Here is a 26,710-nt window from a genome sequence, read left to right on the forward strand (position 1 = left end):
AGGAGATGCAGTTATGGAAAGAGTAAAAAAAAGAATTTTCTACTATAAAGACGAATATGTGAAAAATGTTAAATTAGTATATCACGATAGTGATACTAATAGGAGATATAGGTTAGATATAGAATTGAAGAATGGCGATAACGAAAAAGCTGTTCATTTAATGATGATCAATCCAAGTAAAGCAAATGAGGAATTTTCCGATAACACGCTAAATCGTATTATCAAATACGTTTCGTTAAATAACGCTGATGGTGTTTTACATAATATAGGGAAAATTATTATTACGAATCTTTATGTCGTATGTGAGACATATCCCGAAAAAGTGGATGAATATATATCAGTACAAAGTATGGATTTTGCTAAAGGGATAGATAATGGCGGAAAATATAATAATGATACGATAATTGAAATGGCTAACAAAGAAGCTCAATTGATCATTATTGCTTGGGGGAAGGGGAACATATTAGATTATGACAATAGGATTCAAGAAGTTTTTAGCTTAATGCAAAACAAGGAAATATATCAAATGGAAGATTTGACGCAAGAGGGGTACCCAAGGCATCCTCGAACTTGGGCATATTCTTGGAAATTAAAAAGATACAGCATTTAGGGATAAAGAAGGGGGATTTTAATAGCCCTTTTCTCTATTTGTGGAGTAGTGCTGTTGGAGAATAGTTAGACTTATGTAGCCATCTCAGTAGAGGTGGTCTTTTTTATTTGCAAAGTAAGGAATTTCAATATCCCCCTCTTGAATGTTTAAGATTTTAAGGGCTAGTATGAAAGGATGAAGTGGATACTGGTAAATAATTAGAACATTTTTGTATAAGGGAATATAATAAAAAGGATAGGAGGATATACGATGAAACAAAAGAAATCTTTAAAGTTTAAAATTTTCACGGGAATTTTTGCTTTGTTAATATTGCTGGTTGCAGGATTTTTTATTTATGTAAGTTCATACTATAAGGCCAGTTCGATGGCGTTAGAAAGTTTGAAATCTGATGCACAAGTCAATGTAGAAGAAAATGGCGATATTTTATTTGAACCCGTATCGAATGCTAAAAATATCGGCTTTATTTTTTATCCAGGCGCGAAGGTAGAAGCATCCGCATATGCACCTTTAGCTAAAGAGATAGCAGCAAAAGGGTATACCGTTAGTATTGCGAAAATGAGCTTTAACTTAGCCATTTTTTCACCGAATAAAGCAGACAGTATAATAAGTAACCATAAAGAAATTGATACTTGGGTGATTGGAGGACATTCTTTAGGGGGCGTTATGGCAGCAGATTACGCACTAAAAAATGATAAAATAAAAGGCTTGGTACTGTTAGCATCTTATCCCCAGTCAAAGACCAATCTAAGTAATCAACCAATCAAAGTGTTATCACTATGGGGAAGTAATGATAAAGTTGCCGACTTAACCAAAGTAAAAGATGCAAAAAATGCTATGCCAAGTGACGCACAATTTATCGAAATAAACGGTGGCAATCATGGAGGTTTTGGCGATTATGGACATCAAAAAGGTGACGGTGAATCTTCCATTACAAATAAACAGCAGATGACGGAAACTTCACAGTATATTGTAGAATTGTTGGATAGTCTAAACCAGGAATAAAAAAACTGCACCCAACCAATGGGGTGCAGTTTTTTTATGGTCAGAAAGATAGCGGAACAAGTTTTTCTTTGGATAAAAGTATCATAATGAGTAACCATGTGGATAATCATTAAGGCAATGAGTTCGGTGTTGCACTGGAATCATTTTAATTTTGCTTTGATAAGTTTAGACAATCTTTTTTGTTTATTGTGAGCTAGAAGTGTAGTTAATAAGTGAGCCAAGTACAAAAAGCATACAGACAAAACAAATAAGCGTTAAAAATGTGATTTGAATTATAGGCCAAATAACGAGCATCGCTTTTATTAACATAGCTATTAATAACAACGATAATATGCCCATAATGATTTTGGTTGACGAAGTTTCTTCACTTATAAAAATACTTTTTACTAAACACCAAAAGATAATTACTAAAATGATTATTCCCACTATTTGTAGTAACAAGGGAACAATCAAATTTACAGTAAAATCTAAATGGTCATCTCTTTTAAAAATTAAATTCAAAATGGATTTCCCAGAATTGACTTCCATTAAAAGAGGAGTAAAAAGCTTGTTAGATAATAATAAAAGTAACAAAGCAGTAATAATGCCAACCGCGTAGACTAATATAATAAAGCTACTAGTCCCTTTTTCGTCCATTTCCTTACCTCACTTCATATATAGTTGGAAGATTATATGCTAAAAAAGGCATTGCGATTACACTAGTTTAGTTTCAAACTCTTTTCTAGAAGACAATCCTTTATAAATACTTCGAGAAGCTGTTTATCGTGGATGGCATAATCCTGATTAACTGCTCCTCAAATCTTGGATGTAATAGTGTTTTGAGACGGTTGGTTAGACTGCACTGTTCTCAGTACATAAGTGATTACAAGCGAAATCAAATTAATATTTTTCAAGAAAAAGGATACTGAACCCTTGAGCAATATCTCCACTCTTATGCCTGCGGAAATGACTATTTATCAGGTTATGGTTTAGTGGGTCAAATATATCTGAAATGTTATTAATTATGTAATAATATATATGAGGATATATTATTGATTCAGGGGGGATTTTTATGAAGTATGCGGCAATTACAGAAAATGATATTTCTAAATATTCAGATCAAACAGGCGTTGTATATCATTTTCCTAAAAGATATAGAAGATTGTTAGAACCAGGAACATTAGTAGTATATTACAAAGGTAAAATGGAAGATCAACGTTTCGAAAATACCCGTTTATCCAAGGTACAACATTATTTTGGAACAGCCAAGATTGGACAAGTTACTGAAGATTCTAGTAATCCTAGCCAATTATTTGCTACTATTGAGGATTTTATTCCATTTGATGAAGCAATTTTTTTTAAAGATGAAAAGGGTCAATATCTCGAAGAGCATAGTAATTCACAAGCTTTTAGGAATGGTGTGCGAGAATTAACGAAAGAGAACTATTTGAATGTATTAAGTGGTGGAAGCTATAGTAATACATCTACAAATAGCTCCAATAGCAAAACAATTTCCTTTACAGATGGCTCTATTCCTAAACTCGATGATGTAAATATTTCTGAAGGTAAAGGCTTATTAGTAAGTACGAAAAGAAATAAAAGCTCAAATCCTTCAACATCGAAGAATAATTTTCCAAGATACTCTAGAAATGCTAAAAAAGTTGGGGATCGAGCAGAGGAGTTGGTTTGTAAATACCTGGAGGATGTAGGGTATCTTAATGTTATTTGGGAAGCGAATTTGGGCAACAAACCAGGGTATGACATAAGCTGCGAAACATCAACTGGAATGAAACTACATATTGAAGTAAAAGGAACTGTATCAAATAAGATAACTAATTTCATTTTAACTGATGGTGAGCTTAAAGCTGCTATGAAATTAAAAGAAAATTATTATATGGCATTTGTAGTTAATTGCTTAAGTGTAAATGCACAAGTAGAAATAGTTGCAAATCCAAATGAATTAATGAGTAATAGTAGTTGGGATCGTAGACCTTTAACTCACTTAATTAGTTTTTAAATATGAGTACTTTTGTGTAATCTGATCAAAAATGTCCAATCATTATAATTCTATATATTTTGTTACAACTTATATTTTCTACTGAAGTAACAATAAGTTTTAGATGAATAGTTCTATACCAACTAAAAGCGTTTAAAATCCTTCAATAATCAGGGTTTTAGACGCCTTTTTTATAACTGTTAGAAATATTCCTCCTATTTTCGATAAAGTAATGAAATATTTATTGTACTCTTTATGTTTTATTATGATTACACTATAATTATAGGAAATATTGAATTTTTTACCATCAAGAATATTTTATCTACTACAACTATTTTCATAATAATAATGAAGCATATTTTATAGAAATATTGAGGTGAAAACAATGCAAACACTTGATGAAAATATATTAAGTAGATTACAACAGAGTGCACCAGAAAATTGCACAATTTTACCTGGGAGTACGCCTGTTATTGCATTTGGATGGTTTAGAACTGCAGAGATAGCAACTATTAGCTTAAATCCGAGTTATAAAGAATTTGATCTGGTTAAAGGGAAAAATAGGTTTCATACGCTAGATAGTTTAGGATTACATAGTTATGCTGATATTAAAGCAGAACATGGCGAACAGATAATAGATTATTGCGAAAGATATTTTGAGAGAGATGTGGTATATAAAGATTGGTTCAATCGAATGACAACATTTATTAAAAATTCTACAGGATATGATTATTATGAAGGAACAGCTTGTCATCTTGATTTAAGCCAATGGGCTACAAATGATATTTGGGGCAAATTAAGTCATGTTCAACAAAAGGACTTAGTTAGTACTGGTGATATAGAATTACTAGGGGAAATAATAAAGCACGGGAAATTTCATACGTTATTTTTAAATGGAAAGAAAATTTCTATGGAGATCTTTCATTTCTTTGGCGTCCAACCTAAAAAGGTATTGTTACGTCAAACAACGAAAATAGATGGCAAAATTAAAAATAAAGTTGAGGGGTTCATTTCTACAACTAGCAGTATTGCTGGGGTAGAGATAGGACGAGAAATTACATTGATAGGTTGGAATACTTACGTGAAATATGCCGGTGCGGATGTTTTAAATTTAATTTCTAAGTGGATAAAAGAAGAACTAGGTAAAGCCAATGTTGCCCAATTGTGAACGGAGCTACAATGGTTTTTAACGATTGAAAAAAACAAGTCTATTTACATAACTACTTTGAGAACTTTAGCTATAATAGATGTAATGAATAGAAGAGGAGAACAACATGAATCATTACATCGTCATGCAAGGGCACACCTATCAAGAAGAAAAAGAAGCGGAAATCATCTGGACACCACAAAAAGATAAAGGCGGAAACACTCCGCATTCATGGCGACGTGTAGAGGAAGTGAGCACGGGAGATCGTATTTTCCATTACGTAAAAGGAAAGATCGTTGCGATTAGTATTGCACTGTCGGAATGTGAGGAAGGCAAAAAGCCTGCTTCTTTGACATCATATGACCAGTGGGAAGAGCAAGGTTTTCTTGTGAAGCTGCAATACCATGAACTAGAACAACCATTAACAATAAAAGATTATATTAATGAGTTGAAAGTGTTATTGCCGGTTAAATACTCAGCTTTCCAGCAAGATGGAGATGGCAACCAAGGCTATTTATATCCATGTAATGAAGAGCTTGCAATTAAGCTTCTAGATATTATTAGTGATATGAATATTTATCATGTAGATGATGAACAGTTAGAATTTGCGATTGGCACTGTAGTACGTACAGAACGAAATACGCTTATTCCTGTCATTACAGAAACAGAAGCTGAAGCGAAACGTAAAATTCGCATTGGCCAAGAGAAATTTAAAGCTGCGTTATTACCGTTATGGAATCATCAATGTGCACTTTGTGGTATTGAGCTACCGGCCCTTTTGCGTGCAAGTCACTCAAAGCCTTGGCGCGAGAGTTCCAATGAAGAACGTTTAGATCCGTATAATGGTTTATTGCTTTGCTGTAATCATGATGCGTTATACGATCAAGGATATATTACATTTGATGGCACAGGTTTAATTCATATTTCAGATCGTATTCCAGCAACGAATTATGGAATGTATAACATTCATCAAAAGATGAAGGTTTTAAGATATGAAGAGAATAAGCAGTATTTTAGATGGCATCGGAAAAATATATTTCGATAGGCAGAGAGCGCATTAAAGCCTCTCTGCTTTTTTATTGTCAGATGCATGTGATTAGTAAATTTATTCTAAAACTAGAAGTTGGAAATAAAATTTAGTGGTAAAATAATCATTATCCAAAAGGTTGAACATGAGCCATAAATAAGTAGGAGCGCGTGTGATGTGTCTAAAATTGAGGCAGTGACAGAATTGGAGTGGTTGCAATGAGTTTTGGTAAAACGATCAAAATGTTCTTAATAGATGGAGACCCAAGTGGAAGATTAACGTGTGAATTATCCAACTGGACAGGGCTAGCGTATAGAATACCAAGAACCGAAGTGAAAAAATGCTCGGATCGCCCTAACTTAAATTCTACTGGTGTATATATGTTATTCGGTCGAAATGATGAAGATAAAGAAGCGATATACATAGGGGAAGCAGAGGAAGTTTATACACGATTACAAAGCCATTTGCGTGAAAAAGATTTTTGGAATGAAGTAATTGTATTTATAAGTAAAGATGAGAATCTCAATAAAGCGCATATAAAGTACATTGAAAATAAGCTATATGAAAAAGCTAAAGTTGCAAATCGTTACTTTTTAATGAATGGCAATATTCCTCCGATGCCTTCCATCTCTGAAGCTGACCGAGCAGAAATGGATGAATATATTAGCAATCTTACAATGATGGTCAATACATTGGGTCATAAATTATTTGAAGAAATTAAAGATAGCTCAGAAGTTAATGCAGATGATGTTTTATTTATAAAATCAAACCGTGGTATCGATGCTAAAGGGATTCAAACACAAGAAGGTTTTGTCGTATTAAAAGGATCTAAGATTGCAAATAGCATTGTAAATTCGTATTCAGAGCGTTTATTAGCAAAAAGAAATGATTTATTACATACAGAACAAGTGAAAGTTGTGAATGATGATTTTGTTGTAATGGAAGACCTTTTATTTACTAGCCCTTCGGCAGCAGCTGATATTGTAACGGGGCGAAGTGCGAATGGCTTGACTGAATGGAAAGATAGCAATGGAAAAAGTTTGAAGGATTTAGTTTGATTATTATGAAACACGTGAATCGCCAGTAAAACTCGTGTTATCGCCACAAAGCCCATCGGAAACGCCACAAAACCAAGGCAAATCGCCACCAACCCTTGGGCATCGAAAATTATATTTCACTAATAGGAAATGCAGAGAGGTATTCAAGCCCTCTCTGCATTTTTTGTGCTTTAAAAATCCCTCACTCCACTAAATTTTATACCAATATACCAAAATCTCCCTAAAATACAAATAAAAAATTCTAAAAATTATGTTGATTCTTAACTTTTAGTTCTGTACAATGTAAAACAAGTCATCTAGATGTATAGATGATATGGGGTGATATGTACTATCCATTTATCCAAAGGAGGATGAGCATGAGTAAATATAATTCGTTGATTCCGAAGTATGTTCAAATAGCAGATAGCTTAAGAGCCAAAGTAGATGAAATGTACAAGGACGGGCAAGAAAAGTTTGCGAGTGATGATGAGTTAATCAAAATGTTTGATGTTTCAAGAATGACGATTCGTCAGGCGGTGCAAGTGCTTGTAGAGGAAGGTCTATTAAAGCGTATTCAAGGTAAGGGTACTTTTATTGTGCGTAAGGAAAAGTTGAAGACCGATATTGCTAAATTAGATACGTTTTTTCGAGGTTGGTACTTAGAAAACTTTACTGTGCAGTTGCTCTATCGAGGTTCAGTCCCTTGCCCGCAAGGATTAGAAGATAAATTGGGAGTACAGCCTGGAGAGGAAGTTTATCAAGTAAAACGATTACGTCTTTCGGAAGGTATACCAATTGTTATCGATAATCGCTATCTTTTAAAAAAGTACGGTGAAGAGATTACGGATGAGGAATATGTGAAGTATTCTTTTTCTCATTTATTTTTAAATAAGTTTAAGATGGCGCTTACTGAAGGAGAAATTGAAATAGAAGCGGTGCTTGCTAGTCAAGAGATTGCAAATACTCTTGGTATTGCTGAAGGGGCCCCGATCTTATATAGAAGTGTTGACTTAAAAGTAAAAAATGGCTGTGTTTTAACAGGTGCTTCTTCCTATCGTGGAGACATGTATAAATACAAATCATTATTAAGTTTAGACTAAAAAATTAGTGTTTTGAAAGCGCTTTATATGCATGTGACGACAAGGAGGAAATTATGTTTTATTCCATTTTAATTATTTTGGCAATCATTATTGCTATCTATATGGGTGAAAAACTTGATATAAATACTGGTTTAGTAGCTTTAGCACTAGCTTATGTCATTGGTTGTTTTGTGTTGGGGATGTCGATTAATGATTTATTGGCCACGTTCCCCACAAAATTATTTTTAGTTATTTTTACATTGGCGCTGTTTTTCAACTTCGCCGTAGTCAATGGGACTTTGGAAAAAATTGCTCAATTATTACTTTATCGTTTTCAAAAGCAAACAAAATGGCTACCGTTAATTTTGTATTTTATTACAGCGTTAGTTTCAGGAATGGGTGCAGGTTTCTTCACTTCTGTAGCTGTGATGGGTGCCATAGCTATGGCATTGTGTAAATCATCAGGGATGAATAAATTAAATGCTTCATTCGCCGTATCATTAGGTTCCCTTTCCGGTGCGAATTTCATGTATAGTGCGCATGGGGTATTGTTTAACTCTTTATTAAGTAACACGGCTGTTGCTGAACAGGCAGATTTGTTAACAAGAGATATTTTTGTAGTATCATTTATTTATCCGATATTTATTATGTTGGTCTTGATGTTTTTTGATAGAAAGAACAGTCAAATGACGGACTTGAATATCGATAGACCAGAAGCATTTACTAAAAATCAAAAAGTAAATATATCTTTAATTATTCTTCTAATGGTATTTGTTCTAGGAGTACCAATGCTTTCTAAATTTATGCCAGACAATGAAACGATGCAGTTTATTAATGCACGTACGGACATTACGTTGCTAGCACTTGTATTTGCTATAGCTGCTTATATATTAAAATTAGCTGGGGACAAGCCTAAAGAAGTGATGGCAAGAATACCTTGGAGTACGTTATGGCTTGTGTCAGGGGTTGGTATGTTAATTGATGTTGCAGTTGAAGCTGGGACAATCGATATGTTAGCTTCGATGATTAATAATATGCCGACGTTTATTGTGCCAGTTGCGGTAGCACTTATTGCGGGTGTGATGTCTATCTTTAGTAGTACGTTAGGTGTTGTTGCACCGCTTATGTTCCCGATGATTGCTGGTATAATCGATGCGACAGGTTATAGCGCTTCGTTAATTGCGGTAGCTATTATTATTGGTGCCCAATCGTCAGCATTAGCGCCATTCTCTACGGGTGGTAGTTTAATTCTTGGTAATAGTGGATTAAATGAAGAAGAGTCTAAGAAGTTTTATAATGATTTACTTTATAAAGCGACACCATTAGGTTTAGGCTTTGCTGTTGTGGCAACTTTGATTTTAATGTTTATATTGTAGGGGGAAGTTATGCAAAAAATATTCGATACGCATTTTCATATTATTGATCCGAAGTTTCCTCTTGTAGAAAATCAAGGTTTTGTACCTGACTATTATACTGTCGATGATTATTTACAGGAACTGAAGGAAATGTCGATTGAGTTAACAGGTGGCGCTGTTGTATCGGGATCATTTCAGGGGTATCATCAAGATTATTTTACAGAAGCTATTGCACAGTTAGGTAATCGTTTTGTAGGGATTACACAGCTTCCTTTTGATACGAGCGATGAAGAAATTTTAAAGTTAAATGATGTAGGGATTAAGGGAATACGATTTAATTTATACAGAGGATTATCTGCTTTGCCAAAAGATATTCGTGCGCTATCCGAGAGAGTGTATCATTTATGTAACTGGAAAACGGAGCTTTATTTGAATATGCAATCCGTTGATCAAGAATTAGAACAATTAATTTTAGCCTTACCAAAAGTGTCGATTGATCATTTGGGAATGCATAAGTGTCCGGTGGATAAGCTGAAAAAAATCGTTCATGCCAATATTCCAATTCGCGTAACAGGCTTTGGTCGTGTGGGATATGAGCGTGATGAAATACAGGAATTAATATCAACATTGTACAGCGAAAATCCAAACAGTCTGATGTTTGGTAGTGATTTACCTTCAACCCGAGCAAAAGAGCGATTTTCCTACGATGATATTCAATTAATTCAAGAAACAGTAGGTAAAAAAGCGCAAGATCGAATTTTCTTTGAGAATGCGGAAAAATGGTATCTTGATAAATAACTTAGTGAATAACGGCACCCCAATTGCTAGATTTTTTGGAGGTGCTGTTTTTTATATATAGTGTCAAAAAACACACATAGCACTCAACCTAAGCTATACTTATAGCTAAGTAAGCGAATGGAGCTGGATAATAATTGTTAAAAAAACAAATCGAATCATTTATAAATGAGGAAGCGAATAGTCAATTAATCGATATAGAAAAGGCATATGCTCAAAAGCACGCATTGTTAAATGGGGTTACCACGGTAGAGACTATACCTTTGCAATTTCAGGTGATTGAACGTTGTCTTAAAGAAACAGAAGAATTAATAGCAGAAGAAACTACTTCATTTCTAACAAATTCTGTGCACTATTTAAAAGAGCATGCCAATGAATTTATGTTTGTAGCGTCTGAGCGCTTTGATGTGATTCGCGTAGATTCGTTTGCACTAGAATTTGATGGGGCATTTGGTGTCTATAGTGCGTTGTTTGGATTGCGCTTGCAAAAGAAGTACAGTGAGTTTTTGCATTCGTATTTTAAAGCGCATTTGCACCATGACAAGATGACGTATAGTGCAGCGTTTTCTGGGGAAGATGGCCTGTGGGAAATCAATCTTGCGTTAGATGCCCTAGATGGATTTAGCGAACAGCAGTCGTTTGACGAAGTGCTAGCTCAATTATATTCCCTTGTATTTGGGCTACTGGAAGAGCTTGAAGTGGCTATCTGCCACTAAAGGTATGCGAAACGCCCGTAAACTTGGAGTAATCGCCACAAAATGCTTGCGAATCGCCACTAAAACTAGAAAAATCGCCACAAAAAGCCCATGAATCGCCCGTAAACCCGCGGAAAGCACCGCCGTAGCGAACATCAACCGCAATAGCAAAAAAGTGTTAGTTTGATCGCCATCAAGCTAACACTTTTTCTCGTTTATTAAGAAACCGTCTCCTCAACAACGACCATTTCCGAGGCAATAGTCACTGGAGCAGGTGCCTTCTTTGCCTTTGGAATCAAGAAGCAAAGGAACAGAATCGTAGCGAACAATGCCATCGCGATGTAGGCAATTGAATGGACAGCGGATGTAAGGCCGGCCGCATTTGCTGTTGCAAAGATGGACTCAAATGATACGTCCAAAGTAGCAAGCTGTTCAGCTAAGGCACTGTTGTCGACGGTGCCTGTTTGGGCGGCTGCTAGTAGTGCTGCTGAATGTTCGCTGGCAATACCTGCTTCGGTTGCGGATGCGAGTAATGTTTCTTTCAATGCCGAATCTTTAAAAATAGAGAATAGCACAATACCTGAAACAGAGCCGAGTGGTGTGCCGAAATCTCGAATGAATGAGAAGAGGCCCGCACCAGCGGCTAGTTTTTCTTTTGGTACTTCGTTTAAGGCAAATTTCATTAAGATTGGTGTGTTAGCTCCCGATACGAAACCAAGGCAAACGGCTAATACTGCAATAATATTAAATGGCATGGATGCGTCAAGCATTGTAAAGATAAACATAATAATCATTGGGATAAAGAATATTGCAATTAAAATGGAACGGCCATTAATTTTATCGGATAAGCGGCCGACAATTAAGCCACCGATCGATGATGCGCCATATAGGAACATATAAAATAGTCCTGTTTGGGAGGCGTCTCCACCTGGACGTGATGTGATAAAGAAATTCATGCAATAAATAAATAGCATAAAGGTTGCGACAATAAGTAAGTTAATGCCGACCGCCATACTAAATAATTTAATTTTTAATAACGATAGTTCGACTAGTGGATTATGAATGCGATTTTCGCAAATCCATAGTAGCGAAAGGGCCACGATTCCGACAATTAACGTAATAATGGCATATGGTGAAAAGAAGCCGAACGTTTTACCGATAGTTGACACGGACAACAGTGTTGCTGATGTAACAAAGATAAGGATAAGACCGATGAAGTCAAAAGATGTTTGTTTTTCGCCCTTTGATTCTTCGACGAATAGTAGAACAACTATTAAGCCAAGGACAGCCAATATAGCACTTAACCAATAAGTAATTTGCCAGCCATATTGTAAAATTAGATAGCCGGCAATGGCTGCACCTGACATGGCAGCGATAGCTTGTACGGATGAAAAAATGCCGGATGCCATACCGCGTTTTTCAGGTGGGAAAATAACACCGATATATGCAATCGCTATTGGCAGAATAAATCCTACTGCTATTCCTTGGAAGACCCGCGCAATAAGGAACACTGTGAAATCTGGCGCTATCGCAGCGGCCACTTCAGAAATAGCGAAAATGACCATGCCGATAATTAACATCTTTTTTCGACCGTATTGATCGGCTAGGCGACCAACAATCGGATACAGTGTAGCGGAAGCAACGTAAAATGTTAGTAAAATTAACCCGGCTAAATACGTTGGTAGTTCAAAATGTTGTGAAATCACCGGAATTGCCGGTGCCTGAAATGCCATTGCCTCGATTGCTACAAATGCCCCAAAAACTAATGCTAAAAATTGAACCCATTGTGAACGTGAAACCTTTGCATCTTGCGGTTTGCTTTCTGTACTTGCCATTTGTCATCATCCCCCTTAATCATAATCAAGCGTTAATAATCCAATGCAACTCCTTCTCCTTGAATTTATTAAGCCTCATTATAAGAGATATAATTTTCGCATTTCAATCCACAAAATCTATGAAAATGTCGTAAAAACAACATTGTCTTGCACTTTGATGGTTTTTTACTAGCGTTTCGACAAAAATCGATGCTTACCGATTTAATTGCTGACAAAGCATGTTACACTCAAACATTTTTGTCGTTTCCTGCGCAATAAATTGCGCGGAATATTGATAGTAGGTTTCCACACTCCAATGATAAATCATGCCTGTAATAACGGAGGCATAATAGGTTGCCGCAATTTGTGGTGCGGGCATTTTATCTTTTACTAACGCAATAAATTGGTTGTAGATTTCAGAAGAAAGCCTTTTCATAAATGAGTCGCTAAACGTTAAAAACGTATGGAACGCAACATAGTGCTGTTCAACATAGCTAAAAATGGCCTGTTGAACACGGTATTGAAAAAAGAAAGTGGGAGAAGGTTCTGCATGCTGAACTAAAATGCCGCAAATATCTTCAATAAAATCTAAGACGATTTGATTTTGTAAGTGTTCTTTCGTTTGAAAGTGCATGTAAAAAGTAGAGCGATTAATATTGCAACGGGCGACGATTTCCGTAATCGAAATAACGGTAGAGCCTCTTTCTTGAACTAAAGCAATATACGTTTGCTTGATTAAGTTACGAGAATGCTGAGCACGACGGTCTTTTTTTACTTTCATCCAAACACCCCACAATTTTTATTTTCCATTTTAAAGAAAAAATTTCGCAAGAATTATTGCTATATTCGAAATTATATATTATCATAATCGAAATGACTATAATATTCTGAATATTCAACAAAAGGAGCGGTAAAATGAACGCATATTTGTTATTGTCGATTGCCTCAAGTATTGCACCAGAGCAAGAAATTTTAACTTTTTTTAATAAGCGTCACAGTTATGAGCAATTTACCGAGCGTGTAGGTGCATTGGCCAGTCGAATGGCAGCCGATGGTATTGGGCGTGGTGATCGCGTAGGCATTATTTCCACGAATAGCCCTGAAGTGGTAGAAAGTTTTTTTGCAGCATTTCAACTTGGTGCAACGATTGTACCGATTAACTATCGTGCCAAGCCGGAAGAGTTGGCCTATATGATACGAGATAGCGAGATTAGAGTGCTATTGATTGAGGGGCGCTATGTTAGCTCCATTGCCAACTTTTTAAAGGATCCGCACTGTACTATTGAACAAACAATCGTAATTGGCGATGACGCACAAGGTTATGAATTGTACGAAACATATTTGGCGAACATTGAGCCAATGATTGATTTTGCTGAAGTGGAAGAAGACGATATTGCGATTTTGCTTTATACGAGTGGGACAACAAGCTTGCCTAAAGGGGTCATGCTTACATATAACCAGCTAACGAATTATGTTATGGGGCATACCGAAGCGGCAACTGGTTTGCCGAATGGTGCATCGTTAACATGTGTGCCGAATTACCACGTAGCAGGGGCAACAAGTATTTGTAATTGTATTTATGGTGGCCGCCGCATCGTATTAATTCGCCAGTTTGAGGCAGATACATGGCTAGACACGCTTGAGCAAGAACAAGTGACGCACGCCTTTTTAGTGCCGACGATGTTAAAGCGTATTATTGATCATCCACGCTTTGAGCAAACTGATTTTTCTAGTTTACAAAGTTTATCCTATGGTGCGGCACCGATGCCATTCCCAATTATCCGGCAGGCAATTGATATGTTCCCATTATCCGTTGATTTTGCTAATGCTTTTGGTATGACGGAAACGACATCGACAGTAGCTGTCTTAGGGCCAGATGACCATAAGCTTGTCGGTACAGCGGAAGAAATTGAACGTAAGATTGAACGCTTGCATTCAGTAGGTAAGCCATTGCCCAATGTCGACATTAAAATACTCGATGATGTCAATAATGAGTTACCTCCTAATGAAATTGGTAACGTTTACATTAAAACGGCAAAGGCAATGAAGGGCTACTGGAATCGTCCAGAAGAATCGCAAGAAACATTGGTGGAAGGCTGGATTAACACAAAAGATATGGGCTACTTAGATGAGGATGGCTATTTATTTTTAAAAGGTCGTAACTCAGACATGATTATTCGTGGTGGTGAAAATATTGCCCCGCAAGAAATTGAAAATGTGCTCATTGCGCATCCTGAGATTTCAGATGCGGCGGTTATCGGCGTACCGAGTATGGAATGGGGCGAGGAGATTTTAGCGGTCATTATTCCAACCAATATGGATGCAGTGCCTACTATTGAGGAGATTACTGCGTATTGCCGCGAGCGACTTGCTAGTTTTAAATGTCCTAGAATTATAGAGTTCGCAACGGAATTACCACGTACATCATCTGGCAAGTTATTAAAGCGTGATTTACGTGAGCAATATACTACTAACTTAGTGGAATAAAAATAGAAGGGTGATGGGGTAGATGAAATTTGAATTAACCGATAAACAAGAATTGTTACGTAAAACTATTCGTGAGTACTTAGCGGAGCAAATTACAGATGAGTTAATTGAGGAATTGAAAGTAACACCGGAAGGCGGACCAATCTGGAAGGCTTATATTAAAAAGCTAGGTGATGATGGCTGGCTAGGGGTTGGTTGGCCAAAGGAATATGGAGGGCAAGGTCTGACGCCACTTGAACAGTATATTTTCATTGAAGAAATTGATCGTACGGGAGTTAATATTCCGTTTATTACACTGGAAACGGTCGGCCCGATGTTAATGAAACTAGGGACGGAAGAGCAAAAGAATTATTTTTTACCCAAAATATTAAAAGGTGAAGTCGAAATTGCCATAGGTTATTCCGAGCCACAGGCAGGAACAGACTTAGCTGCATTAGAAACAACGGCTGTACGTGATGGGGATGATTATGTCATTAACGGGCAGAAAATTTTCACGACAAATGCGCATATTGCCGATTATATCTGGTTGGCAGCACGTACAGATACAACGGTGCCTAAGCATAAGGGCATTTCGATTTTCTTAGTGCCAACGACAGAGCCAGGATTTTCTGTTACACCTATGGCCCTAATGGGGGAAGAAACGAATGTGACGTACTATGAAAATGTGCGCGTCCCTGCTTCAGCACTTGTCGGTGAAGAAAATAAAGGCTGGCAATACATTACGTCACAACTTTCGCTTGAACGCTTAATGCTTTCTACATATGCGCGGATGGAGCGTATGGTGGAAGAAACGTTAGCATTTGCGCAAGAAGCTGTAATTGATGGTGAACGTGTGATTGATCGTCCGTGGGTGAAAGAGCATTTTGCACAGATGAAGATGAATTTAGAAGTGCTGCGTTTACTGAATTATCGTGCGGCATGGGGACATGACAATGAACAAGTGGCGCCGTTTAGACCGTCGATGAATAAAGTGTTTGCCGCAGAAATTAATCAACGTGTCTTTGATTCTTGCATGCATATTATGGGGCTGTTCGGGCAAGTGCGAGATGGCTCTGAATGGGCAATTGCGAACGGCGATGCAGAGAATTATGCGAAGAAACGTCTTGTGTTCTTATTTGGTGGCGGTGCGAATGATGTTCAACGCGATTTAGTGGCGCGTTTTGGTTTAGGCTTACGCCGTGCTTAATACAAAGGAGGGGATGAAGATATGTCATTAACAACAGAAATGTTACAATCGCTCGTCGGTATTGAATCAGAGGTGACAAAAGGCACTGATGAAGTGTGTCGCCCGATGATTCGTCATTATTGTGAGGTAATGGAGGATGCCAATCCACTATATCATGATGATGCTTATGCAAAGCAATCACGTTATGGAGAAATTATTGCGCCACCCACACAGGTGCAAGTTTATACAATGAATCCACTGTGGCCAAAAGTAGAACGTGAAAAAAATTCGATGGAAAATTTAGTTGATTTACTAAAATCACATGGCTATTCTTCGATTGTTGCGACAGCACAAGAACAAGAATATTTTGAGCCGATGAAAATTGGCGATGACATTAGTTACACACTGTCTGTTAAAGAAATTTCGCCGTTGAAGCAAACGGCCCGTGGACCAGGTTACTTCTCGACGTTTTTATATACATTTATCAACCAGCGCAATGAGGTTGTTTGTAAGCAGTCATTTACAATTTTATCGTATCAAGCACAAGTGCAAGAATAGGAGGAATGGGAATGGAAGCGACGACATATGCAAGCGTTACTTGGGATTCAATTGAAGTCGGCATGGAATTGCCTACTACTTCGAGGGAGGTAACGGCAGCATTAGTTGTGGGTGGTGCCATTGCCGCGACCCATGACTATGAAAATGTCCATCACGATCATGTAGCAGCAAAGGCTGCTGGTGCGGAGGATGTTTTTATGAATATTTTAACGACGAACGGTCTTGTTGGTAAGTACTTAACCGATTGGGCAGGGCCAGAAAGCACGTTGAAAAAAATTGCGTTGAAGTTGGCAGTTCCGAATTATCCGAATGACACGCTCGTTTTTAGCGGTCATGTCAAAAACAAATATGAGGACAATAATGAATGGTTAGTAGAGATAGAGTTTGTCGGTAAAAACAATCTAGGCTATCACGCATTAGGAGCAGGCGTCTTAGCATTACCAAGGGGGTAAACGTGTGGAAACGATTCACGGGAAAGCAGCAATTGTAGGCATTGGACAAACAGAATTTAGTCAAAACTGCGGACGCACGGAACTAAGAATGGCACTTGAAGCAATTCTAGCTGCTGTTGAGGATGCGGGATTAGATATTAAAGAAATTGATGGCATGGTCAATTATACGATGGATAGTGCCGCTCAAATTGATATTGTACGTGCGCTTGGCATTCCAAACTTAAGTTACTTCAACCAAATTCCATACGGTGGTGGGGCGAGTTGTGGGACGATTGCTAGTGCCGCGGCAGCTGTCGCTTCGGGCATGGCGAACTATGTAGTTTGTGTCCGTTCCATTCGTGATGCTTCTGGCCCGATGCGCTATGGCGATTTCGAGCCAACACGTGTCAGTGGCGATTTGCATATGGGCATGTATCATCCATATGGCTTATTAACACCGGTGTCATGGGTGGCGATGTTTGCCAATCGTTACATTCATGAATATGGCATAAAAGATGGACAGTTAGCATGGGCACCGTTAGTTAATCGTGAAAATGCGAACCGTAATCCGAATGCTATTTTCCATCATCGCAAAATGACGATGGAAGAATATTTGCAATCGCCGATTAACGTTGAGCCACTGCGTCGCCACGATTGTTGTTTAAGTACTGACGGTGCAGTTGCTGTTATTGTCACAACACCAGAGCGTGCCAAAGCATTAAAGCAAAAGCCAGCGCTAATAGCGGGCGTGAGCCAAGGGATGTCTACAAATGGTGAAGTGATGACGAGTTATTACCGCGATGAAATTACGTTTTTACATGAAGTAGAAGCATACGGTAAAAAATTATTCCAACAAGCTGGTATTACGCCACAAGACATTGATGTGGCACAGTTTTACGATGCATTTAGTCCGTTAATTCCAATGCAACTCGAAGCGCTTGGCTTTGTCGGTCGAGGTGAGGGGGTTGCCTATTGCGAAGGCGGCACGCGTATCAATCGTCACGGTGAGTTACCAATTAATACAGCAGGTGGCTTAATGTCGGAAGGCTATTTACATGGGATGAATTTAATTACCGAAGGTGTGCGACAAATTCGTGGTACATCCACAACACAAATTGACAACGTGGAAAATGTGCTTGTTACAGGTGGTTTAGGTGTACCGACAAGTGGACTTATTTTAAGGAAGGGGTAAATCGATATGGTGCAATATACGGGTATTGGCACACCAAAGCCAAATATGAATGAAGATACGGAAATGTTTTGGCACAAGCTTCAGGAAACAAAGAAATTACATTTTCAACAATGCTCTAAGTGCGGTACGGTGTTACATCCACCGCGTCCGGCTTGTTATAACTGTCATAGCTTTGAATTGGAATGGCAAGAGGCACCTACAAAAGGAACAATTTATTCTTATGTCGTTTACCATCGTTCAGTACACCCAGGTTTTCAAACACCGTATGAAGTGGTGTTAGTTGAACTAGAAAATGGTGCAAGAATTATTGGCAATATGCTTGATGCTGCGCCAGAAGATATTGCGATTGGGATGCCTGTTGAAGTAGTAGTGGACGATCAAGTCTATGAAGATTTATCGCTTATTAAATTTAAAAAACTATAAGGAGGCTTCGCCATGGAGTTCCATTTAAATGATATACAAAAAGAGTTTAAGCAAACGGCACGGAAGTTTTTTAAAGAGAAGTGTGGGCTGGAGGAATTACGGGCTTTTGAAAATAATCCACATCATTATTCGGAAAAGCTTTATAACGAATTAGTGGAGCTTGGGTTTGTCGGTCTTGTTGTGCCAGAGCAATATGGTGGTTTTGGTGGAGACCTTTTAGATTTAGCAATTGTGATGGAGGAAGCAGGTTGGGCTTTATTCCAAGGGCCATTCTTATCAACCATTGTTAGTGGTGTGATGCCCGTACTGTCGCATGGTACAGAGCAACAAAAAGCAGATTTGCTATCGGCATTTGCCAGTGGTGAACTGAAGGCAAGCTATGCGATTGCAGAACCACAAGCCCATCATAAATTGGAGCATTTGACGTTAGAAGCGGTGCCTGCTGGCGATCACTATGTGTTAAACGGTACGAAATTATTTGTACCATTTGCACAGTCTGTGGAGAAATTATTCGTTGTTGCACGAACAGATCAGGGCGCTATTGGTTCAGTGGAGGGCTTGACGGTGTTCCTTGTGGATACGGCTACAAAAGGGATTGAAGTGAAAGCCATTCCAACGATTAGTGCAGATGGTTTATGTGAAGTGCAGTTCAATCATGTGGAAGTATCAGCTGCGCACATTATAGGCAATGCGGGTGAGGGATATTGTGTGGCAAATGATATGCAAGCATTGGCAACAGCATTAAAATCGATTGAAATGACAGGTGTACTTAGTCGAGCTGTCGATATTACAGCGGATTATGTGAAGGAGCGACATCAGTTCAATGTACCAATTGGTTCGTTCCAATCTGTTCAACATCGCATGTCCGATATGTTAACAATTGTTGAAGGTGGTCGTCTAGCAGCCTTCCATGCTTTTTCTAGATTAATAGAAGGCAAAGATGCCAATACAGAAGTAGCCATTGCAAAAGCTTGGCTAAGTCAAGAAGGGCAAAAAGTCGTGACAGGTGCCCATCAATTGCACGGTGGCATGGGCATTGATTATGACTATCCACTACAGTTTTGCTTCCGACGTTTTAAAGGGCAACAACTGGAATTTGGTTCTTCAGAAGTGCATCTGCGCAATCTAGGTGAATGGTTAGCCGTAAAGCCAGAACAACCAACAAAAGTATCTAGTATGTAAGGGGGCATTCGATGACAGCATCAGCGTTAACACATCTGAAAGTACTGGACTTATCTTGGCATATTGCAGGACCGTATTGTACGAAAATCTTGGCGGATTATGGAGCGCAAGTGATTAAAGTGGAACGTCCGGTCACAGGTGATCCATCGCGCTCGGTTGGCCCGTTTAAAAATAATGAAGAAAATTTAAATGCCAGCGGTCTATTTGCTTATTTAAATAACAATAAACAAAGTATTACAGTCGATTTAAAATCTGCACAAGGTGCGGAGATTATCAAGCGATTAGTAAAAGATATGGATGTAGTTGTTGAAAACTTTGCTCCTGGTGTGATGCAGCGACTCGGCTTAGATTACGATACGTTAAAGGACATTAATCCTAAGCTTGTGATGGTATCGATTACAAACTTTGGGCAAGAGGGCGAATTTGCTCATTATAAGGCGACTGAAATTATTGCGCAGGCAATGAGTGGTTTCTTATCGTCCGTTGGAGATCCAAATCGCGAGCCACTACGTGCAGCAGGGCAATTACGCATTTTAGAGTATATAACGGGTACATTCGCCACATCATCTGCCCTTGCGGCAATACGAGGTGCACGTGTAGCGGGTGTAGGTGCCCATTTAGATATTTCGATTGCGGAAATGGGCTTATTGCAACGTTCCTATCCAACTGTTCAAAACTCTTATCCAACAAGTGCCTTTAAGTATGATGGACGTTATATTATGCTACCGGGCATTGAACAATGTAAGGATGGGCATGTCGGTATAAGTGTGCTGACAGGTCAACATTGGCAAGGGTTCTGCTTTATGATTGAAGCCTATGATTGGGTAGAAGATGAGCGTTTTACAACATTACCTCAACGCTTGCTTCATAAAGATATTTTCCAAGAGCGTCTTGATGCATTTTTACAGCAACATACGACAGAAGAGGTGCTAGCACTAGGCAAAGAGTGGCGTGTACCTGTAACGCTTGTACCGACTTTTGAAGACTTACTGTCCTTGGATCAATATGTAGCACGTGAATTTTTCGTCGAGGTTAATCATCCGGAACTAGGGCTCATGAAGCAACCTGGTGCACCATTCCGCATGTCGAAAACACCTTGGTCGATTCGTACAAGTGCCCCACTGCTAGGTGAGCATAACGAAGCAACATTAAAAGCATTTTATGATAAAAGCACACAAATCTAGAAAGGGTGAATGACATGAATCAACCATTAAAGGGAGTACGAATTTTAGATTTGTCGATGTGGTGGTCTGGCCCGATGTGTACTTCTTATCTCGGTGCACTTGGTGCGGAAATCATTAAGTTGGAATCCGTTCAATCACCGGACGGCTTCCGCTTTACATTATCCACCCCGAGGGAACATTGGTGGGAGTTTGGGCCACAATTTAACGCTGCCAATCATAATAAACGGGGGGCAACACTTAATTTATTAGATGAAGAAGGCAAAGCATACTTTAAAAAAGTGTTGGAAAAATGCGATATCGTTATTGAAAATTATACGCCGCGAGTTATGGAAAATTTTCAATTAACGTATGATGTGCTCTCACAGCATAAAAAAGATTTAATCATGCTATCGATGCCAGCTTACGGCAAAACAGGGCCATATCGTGACCAGCCTGGCTTTGCCTATACATTTGAAATGTTATCAGGCATTGCCCAGCTAAATGGCTATCAGGATGGGAAACCGATGACCGTGCTTGGTGTCGCCGATGTTTTAGCAGGCTTTCATGCGGCGGCCGCTTTGTTAATTGCACTGGAACATCGTGATCGAACAGGTGAAGGGCAAGAAATTGAGCTTGCCCAAAATGAAGGTTGTGCCAATTATATGGGTGCACCGATTGCCGACTATATTTTGAACGGCGAAAATTGGGGGCGTGTAGGAAATCGTCAACCAGGCATTGCCCCGCAAGGTGTCTACCGTGCACAAGGTAAAGATAGCTGGGTAGCCATTTCTATCACTTCAGATGAAGAGTGGCACAGCTTATGCCAAGTGATGAATGAACCATCGCTACTAAATGATGCGCGTTTCAAGACAGTGGCAGGGCGTATTGCGGCACATGATGAGATCGATGCTATTATTTCGCAATGGACACAGCAAGATAGCCACCATGCCATTGCTTCACGCCTTCAAAAAGTAGGGGTGCCAGCGGGTCCAGTATTGGAAGTGCATGAAATGGAACATGATCCATTTTTGAAAAATATGTATCAAGAGGTAACGAGAGACTATGTAGGAACACATTTATATCCGTCTTGGCCAATTAAATGGAACAATGACCGTGTGTTACATAAAGCACCTGCACCATTACTTGGTCAAGATAATGAATATGTCTTTAAGGAGTTATTACAACTGTCAGATGATGAGTATAGTAGCTTGCAAGAAAAGAATATTATCGGAGACAAAATGCTTCGTTAAAGTGAGGGAATGTAAATGACAATTAAAATTGGTACGAAATTGCAATGCCCAACATGTCAAAGTGAATTTATTATTATGAAAATCGGTGAAGGTCAACTCACTTGCTGCGGGCAGAAAATTAGTGAGAAAAAGTAAGGAGTGATGTACGATGACGAATCAATTAGGAAAGCGTTTAGAATGCTTGCAATGCGGAAGTGAAGTAATGTGCATCAAATCTGGTGAAGGGTCTGTTCAATGTTGTAATCAAAATATGCAGGTCAAAAAACCAGTGGCATTACCAACAGCAGATTAAGTTAGGAGGTCGTGTAATGACGCAGCAAACACTAAAGGGCTTTAGAATACTAGAAATTTCCACAACGCTTGCAACAAGTTTTGCTGCCGACTTATTACGACAGCAAGGAGCCTACGTTGAAAAAGTAAGTTCAAAGCAAACTTTTTTCTGCGATGCACAGAAGGAACTAACATCATCAATCGCAACAACGCGTCAATGGGATATTGTACTAACGGACGACCTGCAGTGGAAGTCAGTAAGTTTTCCGCAAGCCGTAACAGTATGCATTGACTTTCAAGCTTTTCAAACAGGCGATGAGCGTGAACTACAAGTAAAAGCAGGCTGGCTGAAGGATAGTGAGCAAGAATCATCCCCGTCTATTGCCATCGGAGGTTTCCCCGCCTCTATATTAGTGGCAGCTCATATTGCCTTTGTCACGGTTTGTCAGTTACTTGAAGGTCGGCGTAATTCCACTGTCGTGGTTCATGTAGCATCGATTTTAACGAGTGCACTACATGGTCGACTGTTTACGATGGAAGAGCAAGAAATTGTGCCGATGATGCTCGTTCCTGCAGACGATGGTCAGCTGTTCATTGGTGCCCCAAGTGATGAACAATGGGCATTTTTAGCAAGTTGGGCTGAATTAGATGTGCCATCTTGCCCGACACAATCGGAAAGAAGGTTACAAAAAAGCGCTATTAACAAAGCTTTAAGTAATTGGGGTGCTAGCCAATTACGCCATGAGCTCATGATGCTCGGACAAACGTTTCGATTACCTTTTGCGAGTGTCCAATCGCATCAAGAAGTACTAAAATGTCCCCAACATAAAAGTAGAGATTTTATTCAACAACAACGCATCATCCGTTCCCCATGGATAATGTCGAAAGGGCTGGCTGCAAACCAGTCCTTTTCTTTTACTAGTTTTAAGGAGCTACGAATTGTTGATTTGACAGCGATGTGGGCTGGTCCTTATTGCACGCGATTATTTGCAGATTTAGGTGCCACTGTCGTGAAAATTGAAGCGCCTCATCGACCAGATGGTATCCGAGGGAAGTCAGGTTCCACGCCTTTTTTCGAGGAACTAAATCGCAATAAGCAATCGGTCGTTTTAGATTTAAATGTGGAAGAAGATAAAGAAATTCTATTGAAGCTTGTTGAAGAAAGTCACATCGTTGTGAATAATTTTAGCCCACGCGTAATGGGCAATTTTGGTTTGACAGATGATGTGCTACAGCGACACAATGCGTCTATTATTCACGCGGCATTATCCGCATTTGGTCAAACAGGGCCTTATCGAGATTATGTAGGATATGGCTCGACACTTGAATCAATGGGTGGCATCGTTGCACAAACAGTAGATCATACAGGGGCACCAACTCTCCCGCTATTTTCTATAAGTGATATGTTAGCGGGCGTTATAGGCGCATTGTCTATTACCCTTGCTTTGTATGAACAAACAACAACGAATGCGGCTTATAACATTGACGTCTCGCAATATGAAGTAGCGACACTGGTAGCTTGGGTTCCTTATGAGCAGACAGCTGGCGAAACGGTGATGACAGCTGATGACCATATAATAGAAGAAACATCAAATATGTGGCACACAGAGGAAGAAATACGTAAAGGTCGAGCTCCTTATTTTGGGGAGCATACAGCTTATTATAAGACAAACTACGCGAATGAAAAGAGGGATTGATGATGAATTATCAATTTATCAAAATGACACAGCAGCAAGGCATTGCCTACATACAGCTAGTTGACGATGCAACACAAAATGAATGGCATGCACCTTTTATTCAGGAGTTACGTGATGTTGCCATTCATTTACGAGATGCAACGGATATTAAAGTAGTGGTTGTCGGTTCGACTGCCGAAAATTTTTCAATTGGCACTAGACTCCCTGCAACGTTAGAGGAGGATATCCCACAACAATATCAAACGGTATGTCTTGCGACAGAAGTGCTTGCACTATGGGCAAAGCTTCCATATCCAATTATGATGGCGATTCATGGGCAATGTACATCCTTAGCATTTAGCTTTGCATGTCTTGCTGATATTCGTATGATTGCAGATGATGTGCAATTTGCAGTGCCTGAATTAGCATACGGCTTAGTGCCAGCTGGTGGCATTACACAACGCTTGCCTAGGTTAATTGGGAAAGGTGCAGCCATGCATGTTTTACTTGGTCAATCTACAGTAGATGCGGAGGAAGCAATGGCACTAGGTTTAGCTACGACAAAAGTTTCAAGAGCGGAATTGTGGGATGCGGCTTGTGCAGAAGCATTGCACTTAAGCGAGCTTTCGACTTTATCATTACAATATACGAAGGAATGTTTATATCGTGGTAGTGAGCTACCATTTGAACAAGGGTTACGTTTAGAATTAGATGTTTATTTATTATTACAAACGTCACGGGATCGCATGGAAGGTGTGGAAGCCTTCTTAGAGAAGCGCAAGCCACATTTTATTGGGGAGTAGGAGGAAAGTAAATGGAATCCATTGTGTTATTAGAGCGACAGCATAATATAGCGATTATTACATTAAACAACCCTGAAAAATTAAATGCCGTTAGTGTGGCGATGCGTGATGCATTGTATGAGCATATTTTAGCAGTTCAGGCTGATCCTACAATTGACGGTATTATTTTAAAAGGGAATGGGAAAGGTTTTTGTGCAGGTGCAGATTTAAAAGAATTTGGCACAGTGCCTTCTGTTATTGAAAAACGGAAAATTCGAATTCAACATGATATTTGGGAGGAATTTCGTCGGTGCCCTAAGCCGATAGCAGCTATTTTGCACGGTTTTGCGGTTGGCTCAGGCATTGAGATGGCGATGATTTGTGATTTTCGTTTTGCAGCACCGAAAACAAAAATCTCTTTGCCTGAATGTGCCCTTGGGATGTTGCCGGCAGCTGGGGGAACACAAAGCTTGCCCCGCTTAATGCGTCATGGTTGGGCCATTGATTTTGCAATGAAAGGTTATTATTTATCAGCACAGGAAGCGAAAGCTCGTCAGATTGTCACAGATATTTTTGAAGAAGAGCAGCTGTTTGAGGAAGTACTCGGTTTTATGAAGCGTATAACAGCGTATCCAAAGACAGCACAGCACATAAAACGTTTAATTGCTAGTGGCTTGGATCAATCGTTAGAACAAGGGCTTGCATTGGAACAAACCCTTGTCAAAGAAAATTATTTACAACATGTAATGGCTAATGGCTAGTGTTGCTTGTCGAGAAAGTCTTGGGTGATTTTTGCCGTATATTCTTGGACAATTGCTTCCATTTCTTCTTTAATATCCTCATGATAACGTGCAAGAGGAAGGAGAATTGTTAGCGCAGCAAGGGGCTCTTCACTATTGCCCCAAATCGGTGCTGCAACACCAATCATGCCGTCTGCCCGTTCACCGAGGCTCCAAGCATAGCCATCTTGCTTGATGGTGGACAGCTGTTGCTTAAACAGTTCAATATCGAGCGTCGTTTCTGTATGTTGAATATAGGTAGTGCGATTAAAATATGTTTGTAAATCTTTAGGCGACATGTAGGCCATATGTAATTTACCGATAGCGCCGTAATATAATTCGTATTCTTCACCGAGTGGTGTCGTGACTTTTAAAGCATGCTCACTTTCAACACCGGATAAAAAGAGATGTTTATTACCTGAACGTATAGATAAGTAAACAGACTCCTTTGTTTTTGCCGCTAGTTCTGCCATGTATGGCTCGGCAATAGAGACAATATCCGGTGCTTGGAATCGATTGACTATTTGAAAAATGATTGGCCCTGGCTGGTACGTTTTACTGTCGGAATTTTTTAATAGCATGCCACGGTCAGCTAATGTAGCTGCTAAACGAAAAGCTGCTGTTTTACTAATTTGTAGCTCGCGCTCAATATCAACGAGGCCGATAGATTTATATTTTAAAAATAATGTGAGTAATGAGATAGCATTATCTACAGTGCTTAATCGGTGGACGGTTTTATTATTTTCCATAGTCTTCATACCTTTCTTTTTCGAAAATTGCGATTATAGCAATTAACTATTGATTATATAGATAGTT

27 protein-coding genes are annotated in these 26,710 nt (G+C 39.0%); 23 read left to right on the forward strand and 4 right to left on the reverse strand.

What is annotated here, in order from left to right; all coding sequences use genetic code 11:
• Window positions 1–13 precede the first annotated feature (13 nt).
• Together ACIQXI_RS14350 and ACIQXI_RS14355 are read left to right on the forward strand one after the other, a co-directional pair.
• On the forward strand, window positions 14–610 hold the full coding sequence (locus ACIQXI_RS14350; RefSeq protein ID WP_402926126.1) for a DUF1643 domain-containing protein: 597 nt from the start codon (window positions 14–16) through the stop codon (window positions 608–610).
• A 249-nt stretch (window positions 611–859) separates the two neighbouring features.
• Window positions 860–1,612, forward strand: a complete 753-nt coding sequence (locus ACIQXI_RS14355; RefSeq protein ID WP_402926127.1) for an alpha/beta family hydrolase — start codon at window positions 860–862, stop codon at window positions 1,610–1,612.
• A gap of 183 nt (window positions 1,613–1,795) precedes the next feature.
• Here ACIQXI_RS14355 and ACIQXI_RS14360 read toward each other — a convergent pair whose 3' ends face one another.
• Window positions 1,796–2,248, reverse strand: coding sequence for a hypothetical protein (locus ACIQXI_RS14360; protein WP_402926129.1), 453 nt, complete (start codon window positions 2,246–2,248; stop codon window positions 1,796–1,798).
• A gap of 415 nt (window positions 2,249–2,663) precedes the next feature.
• On the opposite strand from ACIQXI_RS14360, the gene ACIQXI_RS14365 reads away from it, so the two are divergent.
• The 8 genes from ACIQXI_RS14365 (at window position 2,664) to ACIQXI_RS14400 (ending at window position 10,743) form a co-directional block, all read left to right on the forward strand.
• Window positions 2,664–3,608 carry a protein NO VEIN domain-containing protein gene (locus ACIQXI_RS14365; RefSeq protein WP_402926131.1) on the forward strand — a complete coding sequence of 315 codons (945 nt, stop codon included), beginning with the start codon at window positions 2,664–2,666 and terminating at the stop codon, window positions 3,606–3,608.
• 364 nt (window positions 3,609–3,972) lie between these two features.
• A complete protein-coding gene (locus tag ACIQXI_RS14370) occupies window positions 3,973–4,755 on the forward strand; it encodes a hypothetical protein (protein WP_402926133.1) in 783 nt (260 codons plus the stop codon).
• 106 nt (window positions 4,756–4,861) lie between these two features.
• Window positions 4,862–5,779, forward strand: coding sequence for an HNH endonuclease (locus tag ACIQXI_RS14375; protein WP_402926134.1), 918 nt, complete (start codon window positions 4,862–4,864; stop codon window positions 5,777–5,779).
• Between the two features lie 200 nt (window positions 5,780–5,979).
• On the forward strand, window positions 5,980–6,819 hold the full coding sequence (locus tag ACIQXI_RS14380) for a GIY-YIG nuclease family protein (protein WP_402926135.1): 840 nt from the start codon (window positions 5,980–5,982) through the stop codon (window positions 6,817–6,819).
• A gap of 356 nt (window positions 6,820–7,175) precedes the next feature.
• Window positions 7,176–7,898, forward strand: a complete 723-nt coding sequence (locus ACIQXI_RS14385) for a GntR family transcriptional regulator (protein ID WP_402926136.1) — start codon at window positions 7,176–7,178, stop codon at window positions 7,896–7,898.
• A gap of 53 nt (window positions 7,899–7,951) precedes the next feature.
• Window positions 7,952–9,253 (forward strand): SLC13 family permease, encoded by a 1,302-nt coding sequence (locus ACIQXI_RS14390; protein ID WP_402926138.1) that lies wholly within the window; start codon window positions 7,952–7,954, stop codon window positions 9,251–9,253.
• 9 nt (window positions 9,254–9,262) lie between these two features.
• The gene (locus ACIQXI_RS14395; RefSeq protein WP_402926140.1) at window positions 9,263–10,030 is read left to right on the forward strand and encodes an amidohydrolase family protein; all 768 of its coding nucleotides are present in this window, start codon (window positions 9,263–9,265) and stop codon (window positions 10,028–10,030) included.
• A 134-nt stretch (window positions 10,031–10,164) separates the two neighbouring features.
• Window positions 10,165–10,743: a hypothetical protein gene (locus tag ACIQXI_RS14400; RefSeq protein WP_402926143.1), complete on the forward strand. Its 579-nt coding sequence runs from the start codon at window positions 10,165–10,167 to the stop codon at window positions 10,741–10,743.
• A gap of 197 nt (window positions 10,744–10,940) precedes the next feature.
• Here ACIQXI_RS14400 and ACIQXI_RS14405 read toward each other — a convergent pair whose 3' ends face one another.
• Window positions 10,941–12,557, reverse strand: coding sequence for an MFS transporter (locus tag ACIQXI_RS14405; RefSeq protein ID WP_402926146.1), 1,617 nt, complete (start codon window positions 12,555–12,557; stop codon window positions 10,941–10,943).
• 193 nt (window positions 12,558–12,750) lie between these two features.
• Window positions 12,751–13,317, reverse strand: a complete 567-nt coding sequence (locus ACIQXI_RS14410) for a TetR/AcrR family transcriptional regulator (protein WP_402926148.1) — start codon at window positions 13,315–13,317, stop codon at window positions 12,751–12,753.
• 134 nt (window positions 13,318–13,451) lie between these two features.
• Between ACIQXI_RS14410 and ACIQXI_RS14415 the strand changes: the two genes are divergently transcribed.
• The 13 genes from ACIQXI_RS14415 (at window position 13,452) to ACIQXI_RS14475 (ending at window position 25,876) form a co-directional block, all read left to right on the forward strand.
• The gene (locus tag ACIQXI_RS14415) at window positions 13,452–15,023 is read left to right on the forward strand and encodes a class I adenylate-forming enzyme family protein (RefSeq protein ID WP_402926149.1); all 1,572 of its coding nucleotides are present in this window, start codon (window positions 13,452–13,454) and stop codon (window positions 15,021–15,023) included.
• 22 nt (window positions 15,024–15,045) lie between these two features.
• On the forward strand, window positions 15,046–16,209 hold the full coding sequence (locus tag ACIQXI_RS14420; RefSeq protein ID WP_402926151.1) for an acyl-CoA dehydrogenase family protein: 1,164 nt from the start codon (window positions 15,046–15,048) through the stop codon (window positions 16,207–16,209).
• Between the two features lie 21 nt (window positions 16,210–16,230).
• Window positions 16,231–16,746, forward strand: coding sequence for an FAS1-like dehydratase domain-containing protein (locus ACIQXI_RS14425; protein WP_402926153.1), 516 nt, complete (start codon window positions 16,231–16,233; stop codon window positions 16,744–16,746).
• Between the two features lie 11 nt (window positions 16,747–16,757).
• Window positions 16,758–17,198, forward strand: a complete 441-nt coding sequence (locus ACIQXI_RS14430) for a hotdog family protein (RefSeq protein ID WP_402926156.1) — start codon at window positions 16,758–16,760, stop codon at window positions 17,196–17,198.
• A gap of 4 nt (window positions 17,199–17,202) precedes the next feature.
• Entirely contained in the window at window positions 17,203–18,369 is a 1,167-nt protein-coding gene (locus ACIQXI_RS14435) for a thiolase C-terminal domain-containing protein (protein WP_402926158.1), read from the forward strand.
• 6 nt (window positions 18,370–18,375) lie between these two features.
• Window positions 18,376–18,792, forward strand: coding sequence for a Zn-ribbon domain-containing OB-fold protein (locus ACIQXI_RS14440; protein ID WP_402926160.1), 417 nt, complete (start codon window positions 18,376–18,378; stop codon window positions 18,790–18,792).
• A gap of 12 nt (window positions 18,793–18,804) precedes the next feature.
• Window positions 18,805–19,974, forward strand: a complete 1,170-nt coding sequence (locus tag ACIQXI_RS14445; protein ID WP_402926161.1) for an acyl-CoA dehydrogenase family protein — start codon at window positions 18,805–18,807, stop codon at window positions 19,972–19,974.
• A gap of 11 nt (window positions 19,975–19,985) precedes the next feature.
• Window positions 19,986–21,158, forward strand: a complete 1,173-nt coding sequence (locus ACIQXI_RS14450) for a CaiB/BaiF CoA transferase family protein (protein ID WP_402926163.1) — start codon at window positions 19,986–19,988, stop codon at window positions 21,156–21,158.
• A gap of 14 nt (window positions 21,159–21,172) precedes the next feature.
• On the forward strand, window positions 21,173–22,387 hold the full coding sequence (locus tag ACIQXI_RS14455; protein ID WP_402926166.1) for a CaiB/BaiF CoA transferase family protein: 1,215 nt from the start codon (window positions 21,173–21,175) through the stop codon (window positions 22,385–22,387).
• Between the two features lie 148 nt (window positions 22,388–22,535).
• Window positions 22,536–22,679 carry a hypothetical protein gene (locus ACIQXI_RS14460; protein ID WP_402926168.1) on the forward strand — a complete coding sequence of 48 codons (144 nt, stop codon included), beginning with the start codon at window positions 22,536–22,538 and terminating at the stop codon, window positions 22,677–22,679.
• A 16-nt stretch (window positions 22,680–22,695) separates the two neighbouring features.
• Entirely contained in the window at window positions 22,696–24,354 is a 1,659-nt protein-coding gene (locus tag ACIQXI_RS14465) for a CoA transferase (protein WP_402926170.1), read from the forward strand.
• Between the two features lie 2 nt (window positions 24,355–24,356).
• The gene (locus ACIQXI_RS14470) at window positions 24,357–25,136 is read left to right on the forward strand and encodes an enoyl-CoA hydratase/isomerase family protein (protein WP_402926173.1); all 780 of its coding nucleotides are present in this window, start codon (window positions 24,357–24,359) and stop codon (window positions 25,134–25,136) included.
• Between the two features lie 11 nt (window positions 25,137–25,147).
• Window positions 25,148–25,876, forward strand: a complete 729-nt coding sequence (locus ACIQXI_RS14475) for an enoyl-CoA hydratase/isomerase family protein (protein ID WP_402926175.1) — start codon at window positions 25,148–25,150, stop codon at window positions 25,874–25,876.
• On the opposite strand, the gene ACIQXI_RS14480 is transcribed toward ACIQXI_RS14475, so the two are convergent.
• A complete protein-coding gene (locus ACIQXI_RS14480; protein WP_402926176.1) occupies window positions 25,873–26,643 on the reverse strand; it encodes an IclR family transcriptional regulator in 771 nt (256 codons plus the stop codon). The two genes, ACIQXI_RS14475 and ACIQXI_RS14480, sit on opposite strands and share 4 nt — an antisense overlap.
• Window positions 26,644–26,710 lie beyond the last annotated feature (67 nt).

This window comes from Lysinibacillus sp. NPDC097195, assembly GCF_044762075.1.
Taxonomy (GTDB): domain Bacteria; phylum Bacillota; class Bacilli; order Bacillales_A; family Planococcaceae; genus Lysinibacillus.